Source organism: Microcoleus harperi Pol14_C6 (assembly GCF_036701295.1).
Lineage (GTDB): Bacteria > Cyanobacteriota > Cyanobacteriia > Cyanobacteriales > Microcoleaceae > Microcoleus.
Genome location: NZ_JAUBQN010000006.1, coordinates 173,624 through 192,951, shown reverse-complemented (window position 1 = coordinate 192,951; position 19,328 = coordinate 173,624). Strand labels below are relative to the sequence as shown.

The 19,328-nt window shown below is 45.5% G+C and carries 19 protein-coding genes; 6 read left to right on the top strand and 13 right to left on the bottom strand.

Going from position 1 to position 19,328, the window contains the following annotated elements; translation table 11 throughout:
- Positions 1-53: 53 nt before the first annotated feature.
- The 3 genes from QUA27_RS07410 to QUA27_RS07400 form a co-directional block, all read right to left on the bottom strand.
- Positions 54-1,463, bottom strand: a complete 1,410-nt coding sequence (locus QUA27_RS07410) for an NAD(P)(+) transhydrogenase (Re/Si-specific) subunit beta (RefSeq protein WP_333067225.1) — start codon at positions 1,461-1,463, stop codon at positions 54-56.
- Positions 1,460-1,753, bottom strand: a complete 294-nt coding sequence (locus QUA27_RS07405) for an NAD(P) transhydrogenase subunit alpha part 2 (protein WP_006633295.1) — start codon at positions 1,751-1,753, stop codon at positions 1,460-1,462. Before QUA27_RS07405 ends, QUA27_RS07410 begins: the two co-directional genes overlap by 4 nt.
- A gap of 360 nt (positions 1,754-2,113) precedes the next feature.
- A complete protein-coding gene (locus QUA27_RS07400) occupies positions 2,114-3,262 on the bottom strand; it encodes a Re/Si-specific NAD(P)(+) transhydrogenase subunit alpha (protein WP_333067224.1) in 1,149 nt (382 codons plus the stop codon).
- A gap of 444 nt (positions 3,263-3,706) precedes the next feature.
- On the opposite strand from QUA27_RS07400, the gene QUA27_RS07395 reads away from it, so the two are divergent.
- The 3 genes from QUA27_RS07395 (at position 3,707) to QUA27_RS07385 (ending at position 7,535) form a co-directional block, all read left to right on the top strand.
- Positions 3,707-4,219 (top strand): DUF2808 domain-containing protein, encoded by a 513-nt coding sequence (locus tag QUA27_RS07395; RefSeq protein ID WP_333067223.1) that lies wholly within the window; start codon positions 3,707-3,709, stop codon positions 4,217-4,219.
- 290 nt (positions 4,220-4,509) lie between these two features.
- Positions 4,510-5,781 (top strand): MFS transporter, encoded by a 1,272-nt coding sequence (locus QUA27_RS07390; protein WP_333067222.1) that lies wholly within the window; start codon positions 4,510-4,512, stop codon positions 5,779-5,781.
- Between the two features lie 176 nt (positions 5,782-5,957).
- Entirely contained in the window at positions 5,958-7,535 is a 1,578-nt protein-coding gene (locus QUA27_RS07385) for an MDR family MFS transporter (protein WP_333067221.1), read from the top strand.
- Between the two features lie 105 nt (positions 7,536-7,640).
- Here the strand turns inward: QUA27_RS07385 and QUA27_RS07380 are convergent, their stop codons facing one another.
- The 5 genes from QUA27_RS07380 to QUA27_RS07360 form a co-directional block, all read right to left on the bottom strand.
- The gene (locus QUA27_RS07380; protein WP_333067220.1) at positions 7,641-8,408 is read right to left on the bottom strand and encodes an ABC transporter ATP-binding protein; all 768 of its coding nucleotides are present in this window, start codon (positions 8,406-8,408) and stop codon (positions 7,641-7,643) included.
- Between the two features lie 158 nt (positions 8,409-8,566).
- Positions 8,567-9,445, bottom strand: a complete 879-nt coding sequence (gene glyQ / locus QUA27_RS07375) for a glycine--tRNA ligase subunit alpha (protein WP_190660228.1) — start codon at positions 9,443-9,445, stop codon at positions 8,567-8,569.
- Between the two features lie 127 nt (positions 9,446-9,572).
- The gene (locus QUA27_RS07370; RefSeq protein WP_333067219.1) at positions 9,573-9,860 is read right to left on the bottom strand and encodes an NfeD family protein; all 288 of its coding nucleotides are present in this window, start codon (positions 9,858-9,860) and stop codon (positions 9,573-9,575) included.
- Between the two features lie 37 nt (positions 9,861-9,897).
- A complete protein-coding gene (locus QUA27_RS07365; protein WP_333067218.1) occupies positions 9,898-10,260 on the bottom strand; it encodes an NfeD family protein in 363 nt (120 codons plus the stop codon).
- Between the two features lie 112 nt (positions 10,261-10,372).
- Positions 10,373-10,660, bottom strand: coding sequence for an NfeD family protein (locus QUA27_RS07360; RefSeq protein WP_333067217.1), 288 nt, complete (start codon positions 10,658-10,660; stop codon positions 10,373-10,375).
- A 1,381-nt stretch (positions 10,661-12,041) separates the two neighbouring features.
- Between QUA27_RS07360 and QUA27_RS07355 the strand changes: the two genes are divergently transcribed.
- Entirely contained in the window at positions 12,042-12,233 is a 192-nt protein-coding gene (locus QUA27_RS07355; protein WP_333067216.1) for a hypothetical protein, read from the top strand.
- 380 nt (positions 12,234-12,613) lie between these two features.
- Here the strand turns inward: QUA27_RS07355 and QUA27_RS07350 are convergent, their stop codons facing one another.
- From QUA27_RS07350 to QUA27_RS07330, 5 genes are all read right to left on the bottom strand, one after another.
- Positions 12,614-14,119: an amidase gene (locus QUA27_RS07350; RefSeq protein ID WP_333067215.1), complete on the bottom strand. Its 1,506-nt coding sequence runs from the start codon at positions 14,117-14,119 to the stop codon at positions 12,614-12,616.
- Positions 14,120-14,185: 66 nt separating this feature from the next.
- Positions 14,186-14,659: a GNAT family N-acetyltransferase gene (locus tag QUA27_RS07345; protein WP_333067214.1), complete on the bottom strand. Its 474-nt coding sequence runs from the start codon at positions 14,657-14,659 to the stop codon at positions 14,186-14,188.
- A 68-nt stretch (positions 14,660-14,727) separates the two neighbouring features.
- A complete protein-coding gene (locus QUA27_RS07340; protein WP_333067213.1) occupies positions 14,728-15,369 on the bottom strand; it encodes a type I restriction endonuclease in 642 nt (213 codons plus the stop codon).
- Positions 15,370-15,412: 43 nt separating this feature from the next.
- Positions 15,413-16,462 carry an N-acetyltransferase DgcN family protein gene (locus tag QUA27_RS07335; RefSeq protein WP_333067212.1) on the bottom strand — a complete coding sequence of 350 codons (1,050 nt, stop codon included), beginning with the start codon at positions 16,460-16,462 and terminating at the stop codon, positions 15,413-15,415.
- Between the two features lie 152 nt (positions 16,463-16,614).
- Positions 16,615-17,700, bottom strand: coding sequence for a dipeptide epimerase (locus QUA27_RS07330; protein WP_333067211.1), 1,086 nt, complete (start codon positions 17,698-17,700; stop codon positions 16,615-16,617).
- Positions 17,701-17,821: 121 nt separating this feature from the next.
- Between QUA27_RS07330 and QUA27_RS07325 the strand changes: the two genes are divergently transcribed.
- Both QUA27_RS07325 and ybiA read left to right on the top strand, forming a co-directional pair.
- Positions 17,822-18,535: a DUF8692 domain-containing protein gene (locus QUA27_RS07325; protein ID WP_333067210.1), complete on the top strand. Its 714-nt coding sequence runs from the start codon at positions 17,822-17,824 to the stop codon at positions 18,533-18,535.
- Positions 18,536-18,583: 48 nt separating this feature from the next.
- Entirely contained in the window at positions 18,584-19,030 is a 447-nt protein-coding gene (gene ybiA, locus QUA27_RS07320; RefSeq protein ID WP_333067209.1) for a riboflavin biosynthesis intermediates N-glycosidase, read from the top strand.
- Positions 19,031-19,328: the final 298 nt, after the last annotated feature.

Below are 19,328 nucleotides of genomic sequence, written 5' to 3'. Positions count from 1 at the left end.
AAACCGGGTCTGATCGTCAGCGTTAATCCGCCTTCATCTGCGGTTGCAAAATCCTACAACTGCTTCACCTCAGAAACCAATTTGGCAACCACATCCTTAGCGCTACCAAACAACATCATCGTCTTATCCTTGTAGAACAACTCATTGTCTACACCAGAAAAACCAGCACTCATCCCGCGCTTAATCACGATCGTATGCTTAGCCTTATCAACCTCTAAAATTGGCATCCCGTAAATCGGGCTCGCCGTATCGTGACGCGCCGCCGGATTCACCACATCATTCGCCCCGATTACCAAAGCCACATCAGTTTCGTCAAACTGCGGATTGATATCGTCCATATCGTACAACTGCGGATAAGGCACGTTTGCTTCCGCCAACAGCACATTCATGTGCCCCGGCATCCGCCCAGCCACCGGGTGAATCGCGTATTTCACGTCAACACCCATTTTTTCCAAACCGTCGGCTAACTCGCGCACGGCGTGCTGTGCTTGCGCTACAGCCATTCCGTAACCCGGAATAATTACAACCGATCGCGCATAACCCAACATCATCGCACTTTCTTCGAGATTGATGCTGCGAACAGTTTTGTCGATCGCACCAGCAGCCCCAGCAGCAGCCCCAGCACTAGCGCCACCGCTACCAAAGGCGCTAAACAGCACACTACCAAGCGATCGATTCATCGCCTTGCACATGATTTGCGTCAAAATAATCCCCGACGCGCCAACTAATGCACCAGCGATAATCAGCATATTGTTCATTAAAATGAACCCAGCCACACTCGCCGCAATCCCCGAATAGGAGTTAAGCAGCGACACCACCACGGGCATATCGCCACCGCCAATCGGTAGCACAAACATGATTCCCAGAATATTGGAAATCGCCACCAAAGCCAGGAATACCGGCACATCCTCCGGGTTAAACAGCATATAACCGCTGCCGGCTAAAAGTGCGATCGCCAGCATGGCATTAAACGGCTGTTGCAGCGGAAACGTCATGGGCGCACCAGGTAGCAATTCTTGCAGTTTCGCAAACGCCACAAGGCTACCAGTGAAAGTAATTCCGCCAATGAGCACACCCAAAAGGATCGTGATTGTCGCGTCTGGAGTTGGCGATTCCGGGATGCTGAGATAGCGCCAGAATTCGCCCACAGCAACGAGTGCAGAAGCCGCACCCCCGAAACCGTTAAGCAAACCCACCATCTGCGGCATATCTGTCATCGCCACCGTATTCGCCATAATCGTTCCCAAAATGGAACCGACGATAATTCCGACAGCAATCAATTCGTAGCTGACTACTTGCTTTTCCAGCAAAGTACCGACGATCGCAATTAACATCCCGATCGCAGCTAACACATTCCCTTGACGGGCAGTTGCAGGAGATCCCAACTGTTTCAAACCGATAATAAATAAAGATGCGGCAACTAAATAACCTAGTTGAATGCCACTGGGCAGAAAATCGCTCACGCTTTAACCTCTTTTTTCTTGAACATTTGCAGCATTCGATCGGTTACTAAGAAACCGCCGACAACGTTAATTGTGGCTAGGGCGATCGCGATCGTCCCCAAAATCGAAGTAACAGTCACATTGCCTTGACCTGAAATCAGAATTGCACCTAAAACCGCAATTCCAGAAATTGCATTCGATCCCGACATCAAAGGTGTGTGCAGCGTCGGCGGGACTTTATTAATTACTTCAAATCCCACAAAAGACGCTAGAGTAAACACCACTAAACCTGCAATCAATCCTTCTGCCATGACAATTGGTAATTGGTAATTGGAAATAACTCGTTCCCGCCCTCCGGGCTCTTGGTGACAACTTAAGACTTAAACCCACAATAACTGTCGCTTTTAGCCAAGTTTCGCTCCCCCTAAATCCCCCTTAAGAAGGGGGACTTTGAGAATAATTCTTGTCCCCCGCTTATTAAGGAGGAATTTGAGAATAATTCTTGTCCGCCCTTATTAAGGAGGAATTTGAGAATAATTCTTGTCCCCCCCTTATTAAGGGGGGTTAGGGGGGATCTAAACTTCGATACAAACAAGAGAAACGTCGGTTTAAAATTCATTAAGGTTGTCACCCATGGGCAGAGCCTTGTAACGAGAGAAACAAACAATCATCTAACTGACTGCTGAAGCCTGAGCTGCCAAAGCATCCCGAACTCGCTGGTTGCTAATTTCACCGTCGCGGGCAACACAAGCACCAGCAATGATATCGTCTTCAAAATTCAAATTGAGTTCCTTATCTTTCACCATCAACTGAACTAAAGCCGAGATATTCTTCGAGTAAGTTTCGCTAGCGTGGACAGGCATCGACGAGGGCACATTAATCGGGCCGATGACATTAACGCCGTTCCATTCAACATCTTTCCCCGCTTCAGAACATTCGCAATTGCCGCCTTGTTCGGCCGCGAGGTCAACAATTACCGATCCGGGCTTCATTTGAGAAACCATTTCTCTAGTAACTAAAATAGGTGCTTTTCTGCCAGGAACCTGAGCCGTTGTAATAACTGCATCGGAAGCGCTGACGTGTTGGGTGAGCACTTGGCGGGTGTATTCTTTGGCGGCTTCTGATAATTCTTTAGCGTAACCTCCGGCGGCGACGGTTTCTTCCTTGAGTTCAACATCAAGGAATTTAGCGCCCAAACTTTGCACTTGTTCTTTTGTTTCTGGGCGGATGTCGAAGGCTTCGACTACCGCACCCAAACGGCGCGCCGTGGCGATCGCCTGTAAACCAGCAACGCCCACACCCATTACCAATACTTTCGCGGGGCGAATCGTACCCGCCGCCGTTGTCAGCATCGGAAAATACTTTGGCAAAGCTGCAGCTGCGATCAGTACCGCTTTGTAACCGGCAACGTTGCCCTGAGATGACAGCGCATCCATGCTTTGAGCGCGGCTGGTGCGCGGGATCATTTCCATGCTGAATGCCGTTACTTTGCGATCGGCTAAACGCTGCACTAAAGCTGGATCTCCCAAAGGATTCAAAAATCCGATGAAAACGCCTCCTTCCCGGAGTTGAGGAACTTCTGATTCTTGCAGGGCCCCGATTTTCACGACGACATCCGCTTCGCCCCACAGCCTAGCGGTATCGGCGACAACCTGAGCTCCCGCTTCTTCGTAAGCAAGATCCGAGAAAAAGGATTTTGCGCCCGCACCGGCCTCAACCCAAACTTCCACGCCCTGTTTGACTAATCGGGCTACAGCGTCGGGTACTAAAGCCACCCGGCGTTCTCCTGCTGCTATTTCTTTTGCGATCGCTAATTTCATGAACTCTCCTTATTTAAGCCTTCCTAGGACGGTTGAAACCGCGCCTACACAGACAAAACCTGCCTCCGCAGGTTTCTTGAAGTGCGATTTTTAATCGCCCGATGCCTTGCTTTACATTGAAGCAGCCGTTTTCCTAAACTTCTCTCGTTGATACTAAAGCCGATCGCTCAAATTCGACCCGTATCTTTAACTTATCTTATACATTCAAATTCGCTAAATGGTTAAGTTTGCCACCGAGTATGATATAATTTTATGTCGCCTAATTCTGTAGTTTGAATGTCAGTTATCAGTATTACGCAAAAATTACGCAAAAAAAAGTGACCTCAGCCGGCGGTCGCTCGCCCTCATCAAATTGCTGAGACATTCGATATATTGTAGGCACGAGCGCAAATTTCGGGCGAGCAATATTTAAGGTTCACCAAGAGTTTAATTAGAGGAGTTGTTATGCGACGATTATTTTCAGCACTAGCGGTTACAGGTTGCTTGGTGGCTGGATTACCCGCCATCAGTTTAGCCCAGTCCATGCCAGGATTCACGATTTTCGGCGGCCCCGATCGTGCCAACCAATTAAGCTATCGCTTGGATTACGGTACACCCGGGATGAGTGGCGATAGATATCGGCTGCGAATTCCTTCCAAAAAAGTAAGTCTGGCGATCGCCCAACTGAACATATCCTATCCAGACTACTACAAAGGCGAATTTGACCAAAAAGACATTAAAGTGCGCGTCAAAGACAAAACAATAGAATTGCAAGAAGTAATCTGGGACAAAGAAAATCGATTCATAGAAATTTATCCCAAAGAACCCATTCCAGCAGGCAGCAATGTTGAGGTTGTACTCTCCAACGTCAGAAACCCATCTCCGGGGGGAATGTACCATTTCAACGTCCGCATCCGCACCCCCGGAGACGTTCCCTTGCTGCGTTACCTCGGCACTTGGCTGTTGAGCATTAATTGAGGGAAGGGTTCGGGGAAGTAATTTCTCGTTAGCCAAGCGATCGCCACAGTTAAATTTTTCTGTGGCGATCTTTTTTCATTGTGCGAAAAATTTAACACTACTCAAATCCTGGTTTTCGGGAGTTGTAAAATAGAACCTTCGGCTCATATCGCAATTCTCAATGATTCGTAATAATGAGTCTAGGGGCAGTCCCCCGATGGTTGCCCTTCGCTAATTAGGGGTAAGCCCAGGGGCGCTACCCCTACAAAATGTTTACCAATCAAATAGGATTGCTCTAGCCGTACTCTCGCATGAATCTACTAGCAAAAATCAAAACAATACAAATTCCTCCAGCGCTGCGGTCGAGAAATTATCGCCTGTTTTTTGCAGGACAAGGCATCTCCCTAATTGGCAATTGGATGACACAAGTCGCTACTGTTTGGCTTGTCTACAATTTGAGTGATTCACCTTGGATGCTCGGCGTGGTGGGATTTACAAGTCAAATCCCCACATTAATTTTACTGCCTTTTGCAGGAGTTTTAATCGATCGCTGGAACCGCCACCGAGTCATAGTTGCCACTCAAATATTAGCAATGGTTCAATCCTTAGCCCTAGCATTTTTAGCGCTAACAGGAGTGGTTAACATTTGGCATATCGTGGTACTGAGTTTCTTTCAAGGCGCAATTAATGCCTTTGACGCGCCGGCACGGCAAGCTTTTGTACCGGAACTTGTAGAAAAGAAAGAAGATTTAGCAAATGCGATCGCCCTCAACGCTTCCATGTTCAACGGAGCCAGATTAATCGGCCCAGCAATTGCAGGTTTGCTGATAGCTACAGTCGGCGCAAGTTATTGCTTTCTCATTGACGGGCTCAGCTACATCGCCGTAATTGCAGGCTTATTAGCGATGCAAATCAAAGCCCGTAAAATTGCCGCAACTAATACCAAACCCTTACAAAGATTAAAAGAAGGATTCGTTTATGCCTTCGGGTTTCCCCCGATTCGAGCAATTTTACTGCTATTAGCCTTAGTCAGTTTTGCCGGAATGTCACACACAGTATTAGTCCCAATTTTTGCCACCAAAATTCTGCACGGCGACGCACAAACCCTCGGTTTTTTGATGGCCTCTTCGGGAGTCGGAGCCTTCGCGGGGGCGATTTATTTGATTTCGCGCAAAAGTGTAGTTGGGCTCGGCAAATGGATTGCGCTTTCACCGGCAATTATGGGATGTGGACTGATAGGTTTTGGTGTGTCCCGTGTCTTGTGGCTGTCATTAATCATGATGTTGTTTGTGGGGTTTGGTTTCATTTTGCAATTTGCAGGAGGAAACACATTTTTGCAAACTATTGTGGAAGACGACAAACGCGGGAGAGTGATGAGCATATACACGATGGCATTTTTTGGAGTGACACCGTTTGGGAATTTAGTTGCCGGCGGAGTGGCAAATTATATCGGCGCTCCCAATACAGTCATCATTGGAGGTATAATTTGTGTTTTAGGCTCCATAATTTTTACCAAACAGTTGCCAGCTTTAAAAAACTTAGTCCGGCCACTTTATCAAAAAATGGGTTTAATTCCCCAGTAGCGATTTAGCGTAAAAGCACAAATGCCAACATTAAACAACATTCCCAAAGCTAATATCTGGCTGTATCTCTAGCAATCCTCAACAAGTTGTAAACTTCTCTCTTCTCTTTCTCTGCGCCCTCTGCGCCCTCTGCGGTTAAAAAATCCAAATTAATTACGCAACCAGAGGTTAAACCAATGGCAAATAGCAGTGCAATTCCACAGCAGAGCGATCGCGTTCCCTTAAAAACCTGGATCGGCGTCATGGGAACAATTCTCGGCGCTTTCATGGCAGTTTTGGACATCCAAATCACCAACGCATCTCTCAGAGATATTCAAGCAGCTTTAGGCGCCACCTTAGAAGAAGGTTCTTGGATTTCCACCGCGTATCTAGTCGCAGAAATTGTAGTAATTCCGCTGACTGGTTGGCTGTCGCAGGTGTTTTCTTTCCGTCGCTACATCTTGGTAAATGCCGCTTTCTTTGTCTTCTTTTCCATGTGCTGCGCTTGGGCGTGGAATTTGAACTCAATGATTGTATTTCGGGCTTTGCAGGGATTGTCAGGCGGCGTTTTAATTCCGATGTCTTTTACATTTTTGCTGACGAATTTGCCACCCAAAAAGCAGCCTATCGGTATGGCGATGTTTGCAATGACGGCTACTTTTGCACCCTCCATCGGGCCGACATTGGGAGGGTGGCTGACTGAGAATTACGGCTGGCAATATGTCTTTTATTTAAATTTAATTCCAGGGCTGCTGCTGCTAAGTGCTGTGTGGTACGCCGTCGCCCCCGCACCGCTGAAACTCGAACTGCTAAAAGAGGGCGACTGGTGGGGAATTATCTCGATGGCGATCGGCTTGGGTTCCCTGCAAGTCGTCTTAGAAGAAGGAAGCCGCAAGGACTGGTTTAGTTCGGATTTTATTGTGCGTTTAAGCATAATTGCTGCAATATTTCTCAGCGCTTTTTTCTGGATTGAACTAACTCGAAAAAAACCGTTTATTAACTTGCGCTTGCTGACTCGCCGCAATTTCGGTTTAGCTACTATTGTCAATGTATCCTTGGGGGTGGGATTGTACGGTTCGGTGTACATTTTGCCCCTGTATTTAGGTCAGATTCAGCAGTACAATGCCATGCAAATTGGCGAGGTGATTATGTGGGCTGGGGTGCCGCAGTTGTTCATCGTGCCGATGGTGCCGAAATTGATGCAGCGAATCGATATGCGGCTGATGATTGGCATCGGTGTGAGTTTGTTTGCAGTGAGTTGTTTTATGAATGCCAGCATGACTCACGAGACGGGTATCGATCAGTTGCGTTGGTCGCAATTAGTCCGGGCATTGGGACAGCCTTTAATTATGGTGCCGCTGTCAACTATTGCCACTGCTGGTATGGAGAGACACGAGGCTGGTTCGGCTTCTGGTTTGTTTAATATGATGCGAAATATGGGAGGTTCGATGGGGATTGCGGCGCTAGCAACTTTGGTGACGCAACGCCAGCAATTTCACTCGAATCGATTGGGGGAATCTGTTTCTTTGTACAATCCGGCAACGCAGGAGCGAATTAATCAAATGACTCAGTATTTTGTGAGTCGCGGTGCAGATTTAAGCGTGGCGAAAGACCAGGCAATTAAGGTAATTGATAATATTGTCCGCCGTGAAGCTTATGTAATGGCTTTTAATGATTGTTTTTATTTTGTGGGAATTGCTTTGCTGTTAAGTGGGATTGCTATTTTGGGTTTTAAAAAGGTGAAAGCGGGTGCGGGTGCTGGGGGAGCTCATTGATTCTGTAGGGCGGGGAGTGCGCTGCATCTTTGGGGCGGGCAGGATGCCCACCCCACCATAATTTTAAGCGTTTTCAAAATGCAAACTAAATGTTTTTTAGTTTATTTACCATTCTTGTTGGGCTTCTGCTTCTGCTTGAATTAAATTTTGCCGCAGTTGCACCCAATTTATTTGATGGGAGGGCAAATCTTCGATGAGCTTTCCGCGCTGTAAATGCAGAATTCGCGTGCTAAATTGCTCGGCTAATTCTAATTGGTGGTTGACCATTACAATGGTGGTTTGGCCGTTTGTTAGCTGTGTCAATACTTGCAAAAGGTGGGCGGCTTTTCCTGCGTCTAGGGCGGATGTTGGCTCGTCTAAAAGCAAGATTTTTGGTTGCAGGATGATGCCGCGGGCGATCGCCACGAGCTGTTTTTGGCCTGTGGAAAGCTGCAATTCGGTGCGATTGAGCCATTCTTGGGGTATGTGCAGTTGTTCGATCGCCCCGCTAATTCTCTCTGCAATGTTTGATGCAGTCACGCCCCGCAGCTTCAAAGGATAAGCCAATGCTTCTCGCACCGACATTCCCAAAAGCTTGGATTCTTGCAGGATGAGGGTGATTTGTTTGCGGAGTTCGATCGCAGGTATTTGGCGATATTCTGTATTTTCCAGATAAATCGAGCCGCTGGTGGGACTGCTGAGTCGGTTTAGCAGTCGCAACAGCGTTGTTTTCCCCGCCCCTGAAGGGCCAACAATTGCCACGCGGTCGCCCTTCTGTACCTGAAACGATATATTGTCCAACAAATAACTTGAGGCGATCGGTGTTTTTAAACTAACATTATCAATTCGCAGTTGAGGATTTGTTTCTGTATTATTTTCCGAATAATTAGGCATTTAATTAATTAAAAATATGGCTTTCGTATAACGGGCATCTTGCCCGTTCTTAAGGCAGACAAGATGCCCACTCCCCAATGCAACTCACTCTTTGTGGAACGGGCATCTTGCCCGTTCTTAAGGCAGGCAAGATGCCCCCCCCACAATCCAACTCATACTCAAACTTTTACAGCTTTTTCTAAAGGAAAACCCAGCTTTTCGCGCTGTTCTAAATAAAGCTGAGCAACTCGCCGCGCCAAGTTGCGAATTTTTGTGATGTAGCGGGTTCTTTCCGTTACCGAAATCACACCTCTAGCGTCGAGCAAATTAAAAGTGTGAGAACATTTTAACACATAATCAAGACTAGGCAAAACCAATCCTTTTTTGGTCAATTGTTCCGCTTCTTGCTCGTACAATCCAAATAGAGTAAACAGCAATTCGGGATTGGAAGCTTCAAAGTTATAAGTACACTGTTCTATTTCTCCTTGCAGGTGAACGTCGCCGTAAGTGATGCCATCTTTCCACTGAATTTTCGTCATCGCATCGACTTCTTGGAGATACATTGCGAGGCGTTCTAGTCCGTAGGTAATTTCAATGGAGACGGGGCGACAGTCAATGCTACCGCACTGTTGAAAGTAGGTAAATTGGGTGATTTCCATGCCGTCGAGCCAGACTTCCCAGCCGACGCCCCAAGCTCCGAGGGTGGGCGATTCCCAGTTGTCTTCTACGAAACGAATGTCGTGGTCTTCTGGGCTAATTCCTAATGCTCTGAGGGAGTCTAAATAGATGTCTTGGATGTTGGGAGGAGAGGGTTTAATTAAAACTTGATATTGATAGTAATGTTGGAAACGGTTGGGATTTTCGCCGTAGCGTCCGTCGGTGGGGCGGCGACAGGGTTCGATGTAGGCGACTGACCAAGGTTCGGGGCCGATTGCTCTGAGAAAGGTGTGGGGATTCATGGTTCCTGCACCTTTTTCTGTGTCGTAGGATTGGGCGATCAGGCATCCTCGATCGCTCCAGAATTTGTTTAAGGTGGCAATGACTGATTGAAAGTTCACTGGTTTAAATATGGCTAGTATGTGTCTCAACTTATTTAAGCATACTAAAGGCAGGGTCTATTGAAATAAACCCTGCCGAAATCAGATCTTGGTGTGAAAAGTTAGACAGTTTGGATCGAGTTCTGATTTAGTTTGCGGGAGCGAGGGAAACTAACAGAGTGATGTTGTCAACGCCGATGACATAAACCGTGTCTCCCGGTGTGAGGGTGATTTGGCCATCGCACCGTGCGGGCCACCAGCTACCTTGGAAGCGGACGCGACCTGTTTGATTCGGGTAAATCGATTCATCGACGACTGCTTCTTCGTTGAAGTAGTTAAAATTGGTGTTGATGTAGTTATCCATTAAGAGATTGTTTTTTGTGCTGTAGGTGTGAGTAGAAAAAATAGAGCCGAAAGCTTTTACTACGTTAAACATTTTGTTGACTCCTTTTGTGTTAATATATATCGAAGTTTTATCGCCTATTTATGCTCTTTGAAAAGTAGCATTTCCTGGTTGGGATTGATTCCCAGGTCGCTCCTGATCTGATTGAGTCTGCTGGAGCGAGGGAAACTAACAGAGTGATGTTGTCAACGCCGATGACAAAAACGGTGTCTCCCGGTGTGAGGGTGATTTGGCGATCGCAACGTGCGGGCCACCAGCTACCTTGGAAGCGGACGCGACCTGTTTGATTCGGGTAAATCGATTCATCGACAACTGCTTCTTCGTTGAAATAGTTAAAATTGGTGTTGATGTAGTTATCCATTAAGAGATTCTTTTCTGTGCTGTAGGTGTGAGTAGAAAAAATAGAACCGAAAGCTTTTATTACGTTGAACATTTTCCTGACTCCTTTTGTGTTAAAATATATTGATTTTTACTCGCCTATTTATGCCCTTTGAAAAGTAGCATTTCCTGGTTGGGATGTATTACCAGGTCGTTGATGCTCTGATTTAGTCTGCTGGAGCGAGGGAAACTAACAGAGTGATGTTGTCAACGCCGATGACAAAAACGGTGTCTCCCGGTGTGAGGGTGATTTGGCGATCGCAACGTGCGGGCCACCAGCTACCTTGGAAGCGGACGCGACCTGTTTGATTCGGGTAAATCGATTCATCGACGACTGCTTCTTCGTTGAAATAGTTAAAATTGGTATTGACGTAATTTTTGATGAGCATATTGTTAGCGCCGCTGTATCCTTGGGTAGAGAAAATCGAGCCGAAAGCTTTTACTACGTTGAACATGATATTTACTCCTGCGGTGTTAAAATATATGGATGTGTAATTGTCTGTTTATGCAATTTGAGAGGCTGCATTTCCTCGGTTGAGATTGATTGATTGCCTTGATATTTCATTGTTCTTGCCTTCCGTGGTTTTATCAGGATAAAAAGCCAAGAACTTTTGAAATGTTGAGGGGATTGGAGAAGCGGTTGGGGGGAGTATAAATCCAGTAATTCCGAGGTATTGAATTAAGGATTTCATGGTTGAGCAGTTGGTGGGATTTACCTCCAGGGTAGATGTGGTTAGCTACATTAGAGATTGTCTGATTCCGCATTACTGCTGCTGTGAAAATGTTTTATTTTTGGGTTTAACTTTTGGGTTGAATTTTTTGATTGGGTTGTGACTCACTTGCTTTACATTTACTAATTTGCCAGGAGTCGAATATTTTTGGTGCGATCGCCTGTCCACTTTCCGAGTCTGGTACTGGCACAGGACACTTTCCCACCTGCAAACAACGATTTTGCAAAGGTTTCTGCCTAACTATCAGGCTGGTAGCTGTGCCAATTTAGCCAAGTGGACTACCGCAAACAGTCAATCATGAACTTACGCCGTCTCGATCGCCCAATCCGGAATATCCATAAATATCTAGTCGGTGACTTACGCACCAAACCCCTAAAAACCCCGTTGCTGACACCCTGTGCGCCATTAGGGGCCCGTAAGCGGATCTATGATATAAGCAAGTAAACTTCGCCTCTCACCCGCCCTCCCTATGCGATGTTGATTTGTACCTACCTCTTTCGACATAGAAAATAGGCCATCGAGACAGACGCAGATATCAGGAGGCGGTAGCAGTTTTTGATCTATGCAGGTCGATCGCACCCTGTTATTCAATTATTGAACAGGTCGAACTTAAAATCCATTCATAAATTCAGAATCTTAAATTCATAAAAGTCATAATTATAGACAACCTGCTTGATACTGCATAATTGTTACAGGAATTCTGAAGAAAGTTTTAGCTAATTGAGACAAACCGAACTTGAATTTAAGTGACTGCGGCAATTCTTGTCGGAACCAAACTACTAGGTAAACTCTGAACTTACGCACTCTGAATCTGGAAACCCGCAAGCTCCCTAAATGGCTAGAAATAAAGCGATCGCAACAACAGTTTTGTGTGCGCTTACTATTATTGACATCTTTTCTGCCAGATGTGCTGTTACTATTTTTGATCGGATATCGAGCGAATATGCTTTTATTAGCTTTGAAGACAAAATGATATTTTATTGTTATTTATTGTACCACATTACAGCGGTAACGGCTGTATCTAGCGCTTATCGGCGAAATCGCAACATCAATATTTTCCGAATGCGATCGCTATCTCCTCGCCCACCAGTGTTAGATTGCTCTGATGGGTCAGGTCGCGGGGGTACTGCGTGTTGGTGAGTGCGTTCAGTGGACATCCAAGAATATTTTGTACGAAGTTACATCTACACTACACCAGCCAGATGCTGCAATTGAAATTACGAACTCTGCAATCAAAGCAGGCGATCGCAGGCTCAAAATAAGTGTTCAACCTCAACGTTCCGAACAATTAAAATAAATGCAAAGTATCGGAAACTTGGCATAAACCCCAACACGCCGCCATGCCTCAAATCCCGAAGAATGCGTAGGCGTAAGCCGGGGCGGAGCCATCGCTGCACCTTGTACACACAGAACCCACACCTCCTAAATAACGTTCACCAAGTTAGCCTGAAGTTAACAGCAGTTTTGTGCAGGTGCTGGCTCAATACCTAGACGCTTGCTTGCCTGACTTCAGTTGAGACAAAACACGGTCACGTAAAATTTCAAGTTCTGCAACCCTTGAGGAGTTCACAGACGGTTCTGCGATCGCACGATTAGATGGATGCCTACTAACTGCTATGACTAACCGGACGGGGATAACCTTGGTAAATTAGCAGACAACTTACATTCCGTTCGGGTTCAGCGATTTGTTAACTTGATGATGGGTAGGCGATCGCTCCAAGGTTTAGCATACTCCAATTGACCAGCTAACCGAAAAAGTGTAGCTTCCATCCCAAATTTTCCCACAAACTGCATCCCAACAGGTAAACCTGCTTCATTCCAATACAAAGGCACAGACATTGCAGGCTGCCCTGTTACATTGAATGGTGCTGTATAGGGAGTGAAGTTAAAGACTTGTCTGGCGAGAGGCTCAATTGTTTTCATGACTTTCAGTAACCAGCTTGCATTTGTTCTCGCAACCAAATTCATCAAAAATTCTTTCCCTGATGACGGTTGAAGTGAACCAATAGGAATTGGAGGTTGAGAAAGGGTGGGAGTTAGCAAAACATCATATTGTGCAAAAAATTGACCGATCTTCCGTGCCTCTACCTGTAATTGACGAGCTGCTTTAGCATAGTCAGCCGCACTCAAAGCCTCACCTAACAGCCCTAAACAATAAGTCCCTAATTCAAAATCTTCAGCAGTCACTTTTCGTTGTGTTGATTTAGTCGCCCACTCAATATCTGCACGAGTTTCCCCAACAACAATTCTCATAAAATTTAAGGCAAAAGCTTCTCCATCAAATTTAGGTCTATCTTCAACAACTTCATGCCCAAGTTCTTGAAGTAATTTAATGGTTGCTTGCAATCCATTAATGCAATCTTCATGAACCACATCACCCAAAAATGGATGAGTGGTAAAAGCAATGCGAAGTTTTCCTGGTGCAGTCGTAACTTCGTCCAAATAGGGTCTTACCTGTGGCGGAGATAAATAGGTTGCTCCCACATCAGAACCACTGATTGCATCTAGCATAGCTGCACTATCACGAACAGAACGACTTAGTACCGTTTCAGTTGAAAATCCACGCCACAATTCACCTGCAATCGGCCCTGTGGGAATACGCCCACGACTAGGTTTTAATCCAAAAATGCCACAGCAAGATGCGGGAATTCGGGCAGAACCGCCGCCATCACCCGCCCCAGCTATGGGAACCATTCCTGCTGCTATGGCTGCGGCTGAACCTCCACTAGATCCTCCTGGTGTACGATCCAAGTCCCAAGGATTGCGAGTCACCCCCCAAGTCTTAGGTTCCGTGTAAGGTGTAATGCCAAATTCTGGAGTATTTGTCTTGCCTAAAATGACAACTCCTGCTGCTTTGAAACGTCTCACCAATTCGCTATCATGGTTGGCTGATATATTTCTAAGTAAACGGTTGCCGCTACTGGTAGGAACACCCGCATACATCGATCTCAAATCTTTTAATAGAAAAGGGACTCCTTTGAATGAACCCTCTGGCAGATCATGATTGACTAACATCCTTGCTTGTTCATACATTTTGTAAATGACAGCATTAATTACTGGATTGTAGGCTTCAATCCTGGCAATTGCTGCCTCTAATAGCTCGGCTGGAGTAACTTGCTTTGCTTGTACTAACTCAGCCAAGCCTAAACCATCATATTGTTGATAATCGGGAAAGCCAGACATATTGCACTCCTCAGTTATTGAGTAATTCTTCTAAATTACAGCGGGAACCGCTATATACCCTAGACTTCACTCTATAAAATTTGCTTGATACTGCATAATTGTTACAGGAATTCTGAATAAAGTTTTAGCTAATTGAGACAAACCGAACTTGAATTTAAGCGACTGTGGCAATTCTTGTACGGAAACTTCTACGAAGCCAAAGCGAGTATAAAATGATGCGAGCCGCTTTCCCAAACATTCTAAATATAGCGGTTCTGTAGCTTGTTGAATTAAATATTTTGTGAGGTAGCTTCCCAAACCTCGATCGCGCCAATCTTTCGCCACCACCAAACTGCCCAATTCTTGCGCGCCCGCAAAGTTCCGCAACTGCCCGCAAGCTGCCAATTTTCCCTCGCATTCGATGACCCAGAATTGCTCCCACCGCAACTGAGTTGGGTCGAGTTTGGCGCTCCACACTAACATTCTAATTGATTTGATGTCTTGAGCTGATGCTGGGCGGATGGCGCATTCAGACGGCAACGAAAAAAAACTTTCATTCATTATGATTCCATAAAATTAGCTTTAGTAAATTTATTGTTATTTTCCGAGTCTAGTTCCATATGGTGTATTTAATGATAACTTCTCTCACTAGAAATTATACCAGCTAGGCGCTTCAAAATGCGAAAAACTTCGTAAAGTTCATTTCCGGGATTCGCAATATCAAAAAGTTTAGAGACGGCATACTGCGGTGTGTCTCGTTTGGTCATTTTGATAAATCGAAAGCTGCTACCATTCGTCAGAAGCCCAAATGTTACTGGTTCGGGGCTGGGGTCATTCAGCATATAAAATAGTAACTGAGGAAGCCCAGCTTCAACGGAATATTGAGAGCGTTTTGCTTCGATCGCAACTACCCAAAAAGATTTCAGCAATAGCAGGACATCGATGCTACCCTTGACAATTGTATCTTCATCTTCAATAGTCAGTTCAACTGATTTTTCTGCCTCTATATGAAAGGGAGTCAAGTAGAAATCTGCTAAAAATAGCAAGGGAGCCAGTACCACCATTTTTACGGTATCTTCCAGCATCGCGTACTTGACACTGTTGATATAACCTGCTTTTACGTTGTCGAGCGCTCGCTTTTTGTCCTCGCTAATTTCCGGTAAATCGTCAATCCACTCCCGGAAGAATTGCTCGTCTTCACAAACTTGAAAATTAAATTTTGTTTCGACATCTAGCAGAGTCAGTGTTTTTGCTTGAATGCTTTGTGTCATAGTTTTATGTAGTTATTTATTAGTTGTAATTTATTGTAGCATATCAACTGTCGATCGCCTCCAACAACACCTCCGCGCCCAACCTTACGGGATCGGTACAAGGCAATCCCGTTTCTGCTTGAACTTCAGCTATTGCTAACAGCGCATCTGCTTCATTTAAGTGATGAGTGTTGAGGGCGATCGCGCTCACTTTTCCTCCTGTAAAAGCACCCGCAGCAGCAGCTAACATTTCGTACAATTCGACCACTTTCGATAACTTTGGAATCGATACGTGCGGGTGATTGCGAATGCTAGTTTGTCCGGCTCTGTGGGCTAAAATTAAGTGAGTTGGCTGCGAACCCCGCAACAGCGGCAGAGTCGCCGTCGAACCCGGATGCAATAGCGAACCTTGCCCTTCTACGTGCAGAATATCGCATTCAGAACCCAATTTAATCACCATTTGTTCGACAGCACCAGCGGCGAAATCAACTCGCACGGCATCCAAAGGAATACCTTCATTTCCGATCATTAAACCCGTTTGTCCGGTTGCCAAAAATTTGGAACGCAAACCCCGCTGCAAGCAAGTGCGATTGAGTTCCAAACTGGTTGACATTTTGCCAACGCTCATATCTGTGCCGACAGTTAACACGCGGCGACAGCTTAATTTAGTGGCGGCGGCAGAGGCGATCGCACCGACAGATTTCGGTTCCTGACGCACGTCCCAAATCCATTGATTTTCGGTTAACGGAAGTGTTATCAAAGGTGCAAGTTTCGCGTGCAAACCGTTGACAACTGACAAACCTGCTGCTACCGCTTGATTAATTTCTGGTAGCCATTCTGCAGGCAAAACACCGCCGGAAGGAGCGATACCAATTAGCAGAATATCCGGCGCGAATTGCAGTGCTTCTGCAACGGAAGCAACTATCGGTACTTGTTGAGGAATTCCCGTTAATTCAGGTAAAGATTTTCCGGCACATTGGCGGTCTATTACTGCTACAATTTGTGTTTCGCTGTAGCGCAAAAATGCTAAGCCTGTTTTGCCGGAAGAACCGAGAATTCCCTCGTGGAACAAGATAGCAACTTTGCCATTTTTGATGGGATAGTTTTTAGTCATTGGTTCATTGTAAGTAAATGAAACTTGAAAATACATCAGCCCGGGAGGCAGTGAGTGAAGCTGTATCTTTCGCGAGCCGAAGGAAAACAATTGCAAAGGTTATGATAGCTTGATATGCTGTTACAGGGTAAAGTTTATTTGCGCCGACCTACTTACTTCTCTTCTACAATCTCAACTCGCCGCACTCCCAATCCCGATCGCCCGTTTGGCAGCAAACACCCATTTTCGACGCTCGCACCGGTGAAAGGATCGTCTAATAAATTTAAGTGACTGTCCAAATCCAAATAGTCAGCTAGCGGTGAAAGTTGTGCTGCTGCTGTATTTGCGATCGCGCTATCTGAATAGCAGCCGAACATTACTTGCAAATTGCAGGCTTTTGCTGTGTGAATCATCCGCATTGCTTCGCTCAATCCGCCTGACTTCATCATTTTGATATTGATGCCGTGGACGCAGTGCGCTAACTTGGGTATATCGGAACTATTAAAGCAACTTTCATCAGCAAAAATTGGCAGGGGCGATTGACGGTACAGTTCTGAGAATTCCTCCGTATCTGCGAGGGGTGAAAGCGGCTGTTCGACATAATTTATCTGGTATTTTTCCAGCCAGTGACACATCTCTGCTGCATCTTTTAAACTCCAACCGCCGTTAGCATCTACACTGATTTTAAGGTTAGTTGGTGCTTCGTCTAGCACTCCTATTAACATAGCTTTGTCGGCTTCGATTCCTGCGGGATTTCCTAATTTAACTTTAACGGCGCGGTATTTGATGCTTCCTGGATCTGTCACATCTGTACCAAACCAATCGCGCACTCTTTCTCTTGCACCAGAGGGCGAATTAATGCCGATTGTGACTGAGGTAGGGACGATGCGCGATCGATCTAATCCCCACATTTTCCACAGCGGCAAGCCTGCTTTTTTACCCAGCCAGTCGTGCATTGCCATGTCGATGCCGGCGCGGGCGGCTGAGGGTAAGTTGACCTCTGTTAATACTTGTTCGATTTTTTGGCGATCGAACGGAGTAAACTTTTCTAGCAGCGGTGCAACTTCCTGCAATGCGGCTAGCAGAATTTCGGTAGTTTGGGGCCGATAACCTGTGGAAAAGGGCGATGCTTCTCCCCAACCTTCGATGCCTTCGTGTGCTAATTTTATCCATAAATTCGTACTTTGGGCTGTGGTACCGCGACTGATGGTAAGCGCAAACCGCTTGCGGACAGTGAAGGTTTCAATTTGAACGTGCATTGTCAGTAATTGGTGATTTTTTGTAGATAAAAATCCGAGGGGGCGGATTGGGCCACTATTGCCATTTTTAACCTTTTACTTTATAGTTTGATTTTGCTTGTTCTAGTTTATCAAAAACTTGATGAAATTCCTGATTTCTGTTTCGCCGAAGAGAGTTGCTTTCTCTCTCAGCATTTGGGTGCTCTTCTTTGCTGTTGCTGGTTGCATCGTACAAGTTCTGCGCTACGGTTTTAACTATCAACAACGCTGGATTAGTTTGTTTAACTTAGACAGAGAAATAAATTATCCTTCGTGGTACTCCTCATTTACTTTGCTGTTTTGCGCGATTTTGCTAGGTATTATTGCTAGTGCTAAGAAGAAGCAGGGCGATCGGTATTTTGGACACTGGAAAGCGCTGGGGTTCATCTTTGTATTTTTTTCGTTAGATGAAATTTTGAGTTTGCACGAAATATTAATTATTAACGACTTGCGAAAGGTACTGGATTTAGGGGGACTTTTTTACTTCATATGGGTAATTCCGGGGGCGATTTTTGTTGTGGTTACTGCGCTGGCTTATCTCAAGTTTCTCCGGCACCTACCCCGGAAAACAAGGGATTTCTTTTTACTGGCAGGCAGTATATATGTCGGTGGAGCGCTTGGCATGGAAATGGTTTGTGGCTATTATGCAGATGCGGTAGGTCAGCGAAACTTGATCTACGGTTTGATGGCTTCTGTTGAGGAAATTTTGGAAATGGTAGGGGTGATCGTATTTATCTACGCCCTGCTGTCTTACATCGGTTCCCATCTTGAAACTATTGATTTGCGGTTGAAGATAGTGGAGAATCAACAGAGGTAAGGCTGACGAGCGACCAAGATTCTTAACGAAATTGAAATCGCAGACTTTATGGCTATCTACTTCTACACCACTGGCAGCGAATACGGCTGTTTTTCTAATTTTTCCAGTCATGGATTCAAGTTAGACGGAGAATATTGGCCAACTACTGAGCATTATTTTCAAGCACAAAAGTTTCCCGCAACGGCTCATTGCGACCAAATTCGCCAAGCAAAAACACCGAAAGATGCCGCAAAAATGGGGCGCGATCGCTCTCGTCCCCTTCGTAAAGATTGGGAACAAGTCAAAGATGATATGATGCGAAAAGCCGTACTCCGCAAATTTGAAACTCATGCCGAAATTAGAGAAATTTTATTAGCTACTGGCGATGAGGAAATAGTCGAAAACTCCCCTATTGATTACTATTGGGGTTGCGGTAAAGATGGAAGCGGCAAAAATATGTTGGGCCAGATTTTAATGGAAGTAAGGGAAATATTGCGAAAACGCACGTTCGAGTAAAACCTAATTTAAATTTCCCATCATAAAGCAGGACTTGTTTAATAGTAAGTCCTGCAAAGCTCTAAGCGAGCATTTTCCCAATTTTATTAAACACGCTGACTCAAAAATCCGCCTGACAAACTGTCGAATTTTGTGCCAATCTCCTCAGGCTGTTCTGGTAGAGGGTTTAGCCTCTCCGAGAAGACTGCAAAGCAGGGGAAACGGTAAAAACCCTGCACCACTTTTTGATTTCCACAACTACTGTCAACCCGAATTAACTTTTATCGTCGCAAGTACAGCATTTGTTGGCCAGTCGCCT

Coding starts and splice junctions, on each gene's coding strand:
- QUA27_RS07405 (WP_006633295.1), bottom strand. CDS start 1,753: ATGGCAGAAGGATTGATTGCAGGTTTAGTGGTGTTTACTCTAGCGTCT.
- QUA27_RS07400 (WP_333067224.1), bottom strand. CDS start 3,262: ATGAAATTAGCGATCGCAAAAGAAATAGCAGCAGGAGAACGCCGGGTG.
- QUA27_RS07395 (WP_333067223.1), top strand. CDS start 3,707: ATGCGACGATTATTTTCAGCACTAGCGGTTACAGGTTGCTTGGTGGCT.
- QUA27_RS07390 (WP_333067222.1), top strand. CDS start 4,510: ATGAATCTACTAGCAAAAATCAAAACAATACAAATTCCTCCAGCGCTG.
- QUA27_RS07385 (WP_333067221.1), top strand. CDS start 5,958: ATGGCAAATAGCAGTGCAATTCCACAGCAGAGCGATCGCGTTCCCTTA.
- QUA27_RS07380 (WP_333067220.1), bottom strand. CDS start 8,408: ATGCCTAATTATTCGGAAAATAATACAGAAACAAATCCTCAACTGCGA.
- QUA27_RS07370 (WP_333067219.1), bottom strand. CDS start 9,860: ATGTTTAACGTAGTAAAAGCTTTCGGCTCTATTTTTTCTACTCACACC.
- QUA27_RS07365 (WP_333067218.1), bottom strand. CDS start 10,260: ATGTTCAACGTAATAAAAGCTTTCGGTTCTATTTTTTCTACTCACACC.
- QUA27_RS07360 (WP_333067217.1), bottom strand. CDS start 10,660: ATGTTCAACGTAGTAAAAGCTTTCGGCTCGATTTTCTCTACCCAAGGA.
- QUA27_RS07355 (WP_333067216.1), top strand. CDS start 12,042: ATGGGTCAGGTCGCGGGGGTACTGCGTGTTGGTGAGTGCGTTCAGTGG.
- QUA27_RS07350 (WP_333067215.1), bottom strand. CDS start 14,119: ATGTCTGGCTTTCCCGATTATCAACAATATGATGGTTTAGGCTTGGCT.
- QUA27_RS07345 (WP_333067214.1), bottom strand. CDS start 14,659: ATGAATGAAAGTTTTTTTTCGTTGCCGTCTGAATGCGCCATCCGCCCA.
- QUA27_RS07340 (WP_333067213.1), bottom strand. CDS start 15,369: ATGACACAAAGCATTCAAGCAAAAACACTGACTCTGCTAGATGTCGAA.
- QUA27_RS07335 (WP_333067212.1), bottom strand. CDS start 16,462: ATGACTAAAAACTATCCCATCAAAAATGGCAAAGTTGCTATCTTGTTC.
- QUA27_RS07330 (WP_333067211.1), bottom strand. CDS start 17,700: ATGCACGTTCAAATTGAAACCTTCACTGTCCGCAAGCGGTTTGCGCTT.
- QUA27_RS07325 (WP_333067210.1), top strand. CDS start 17,822: ATGAAATTCCTGATTTCTGTTTCGCCGAAGAGAGTTGCTTTCTCTCTC.
- ybiA (WP_333067209.1), top strand. CDS start 18,584: ATGGCTATCTACTTCTACACCACTGGCAGCGAATACGGCTGTTTTTCT.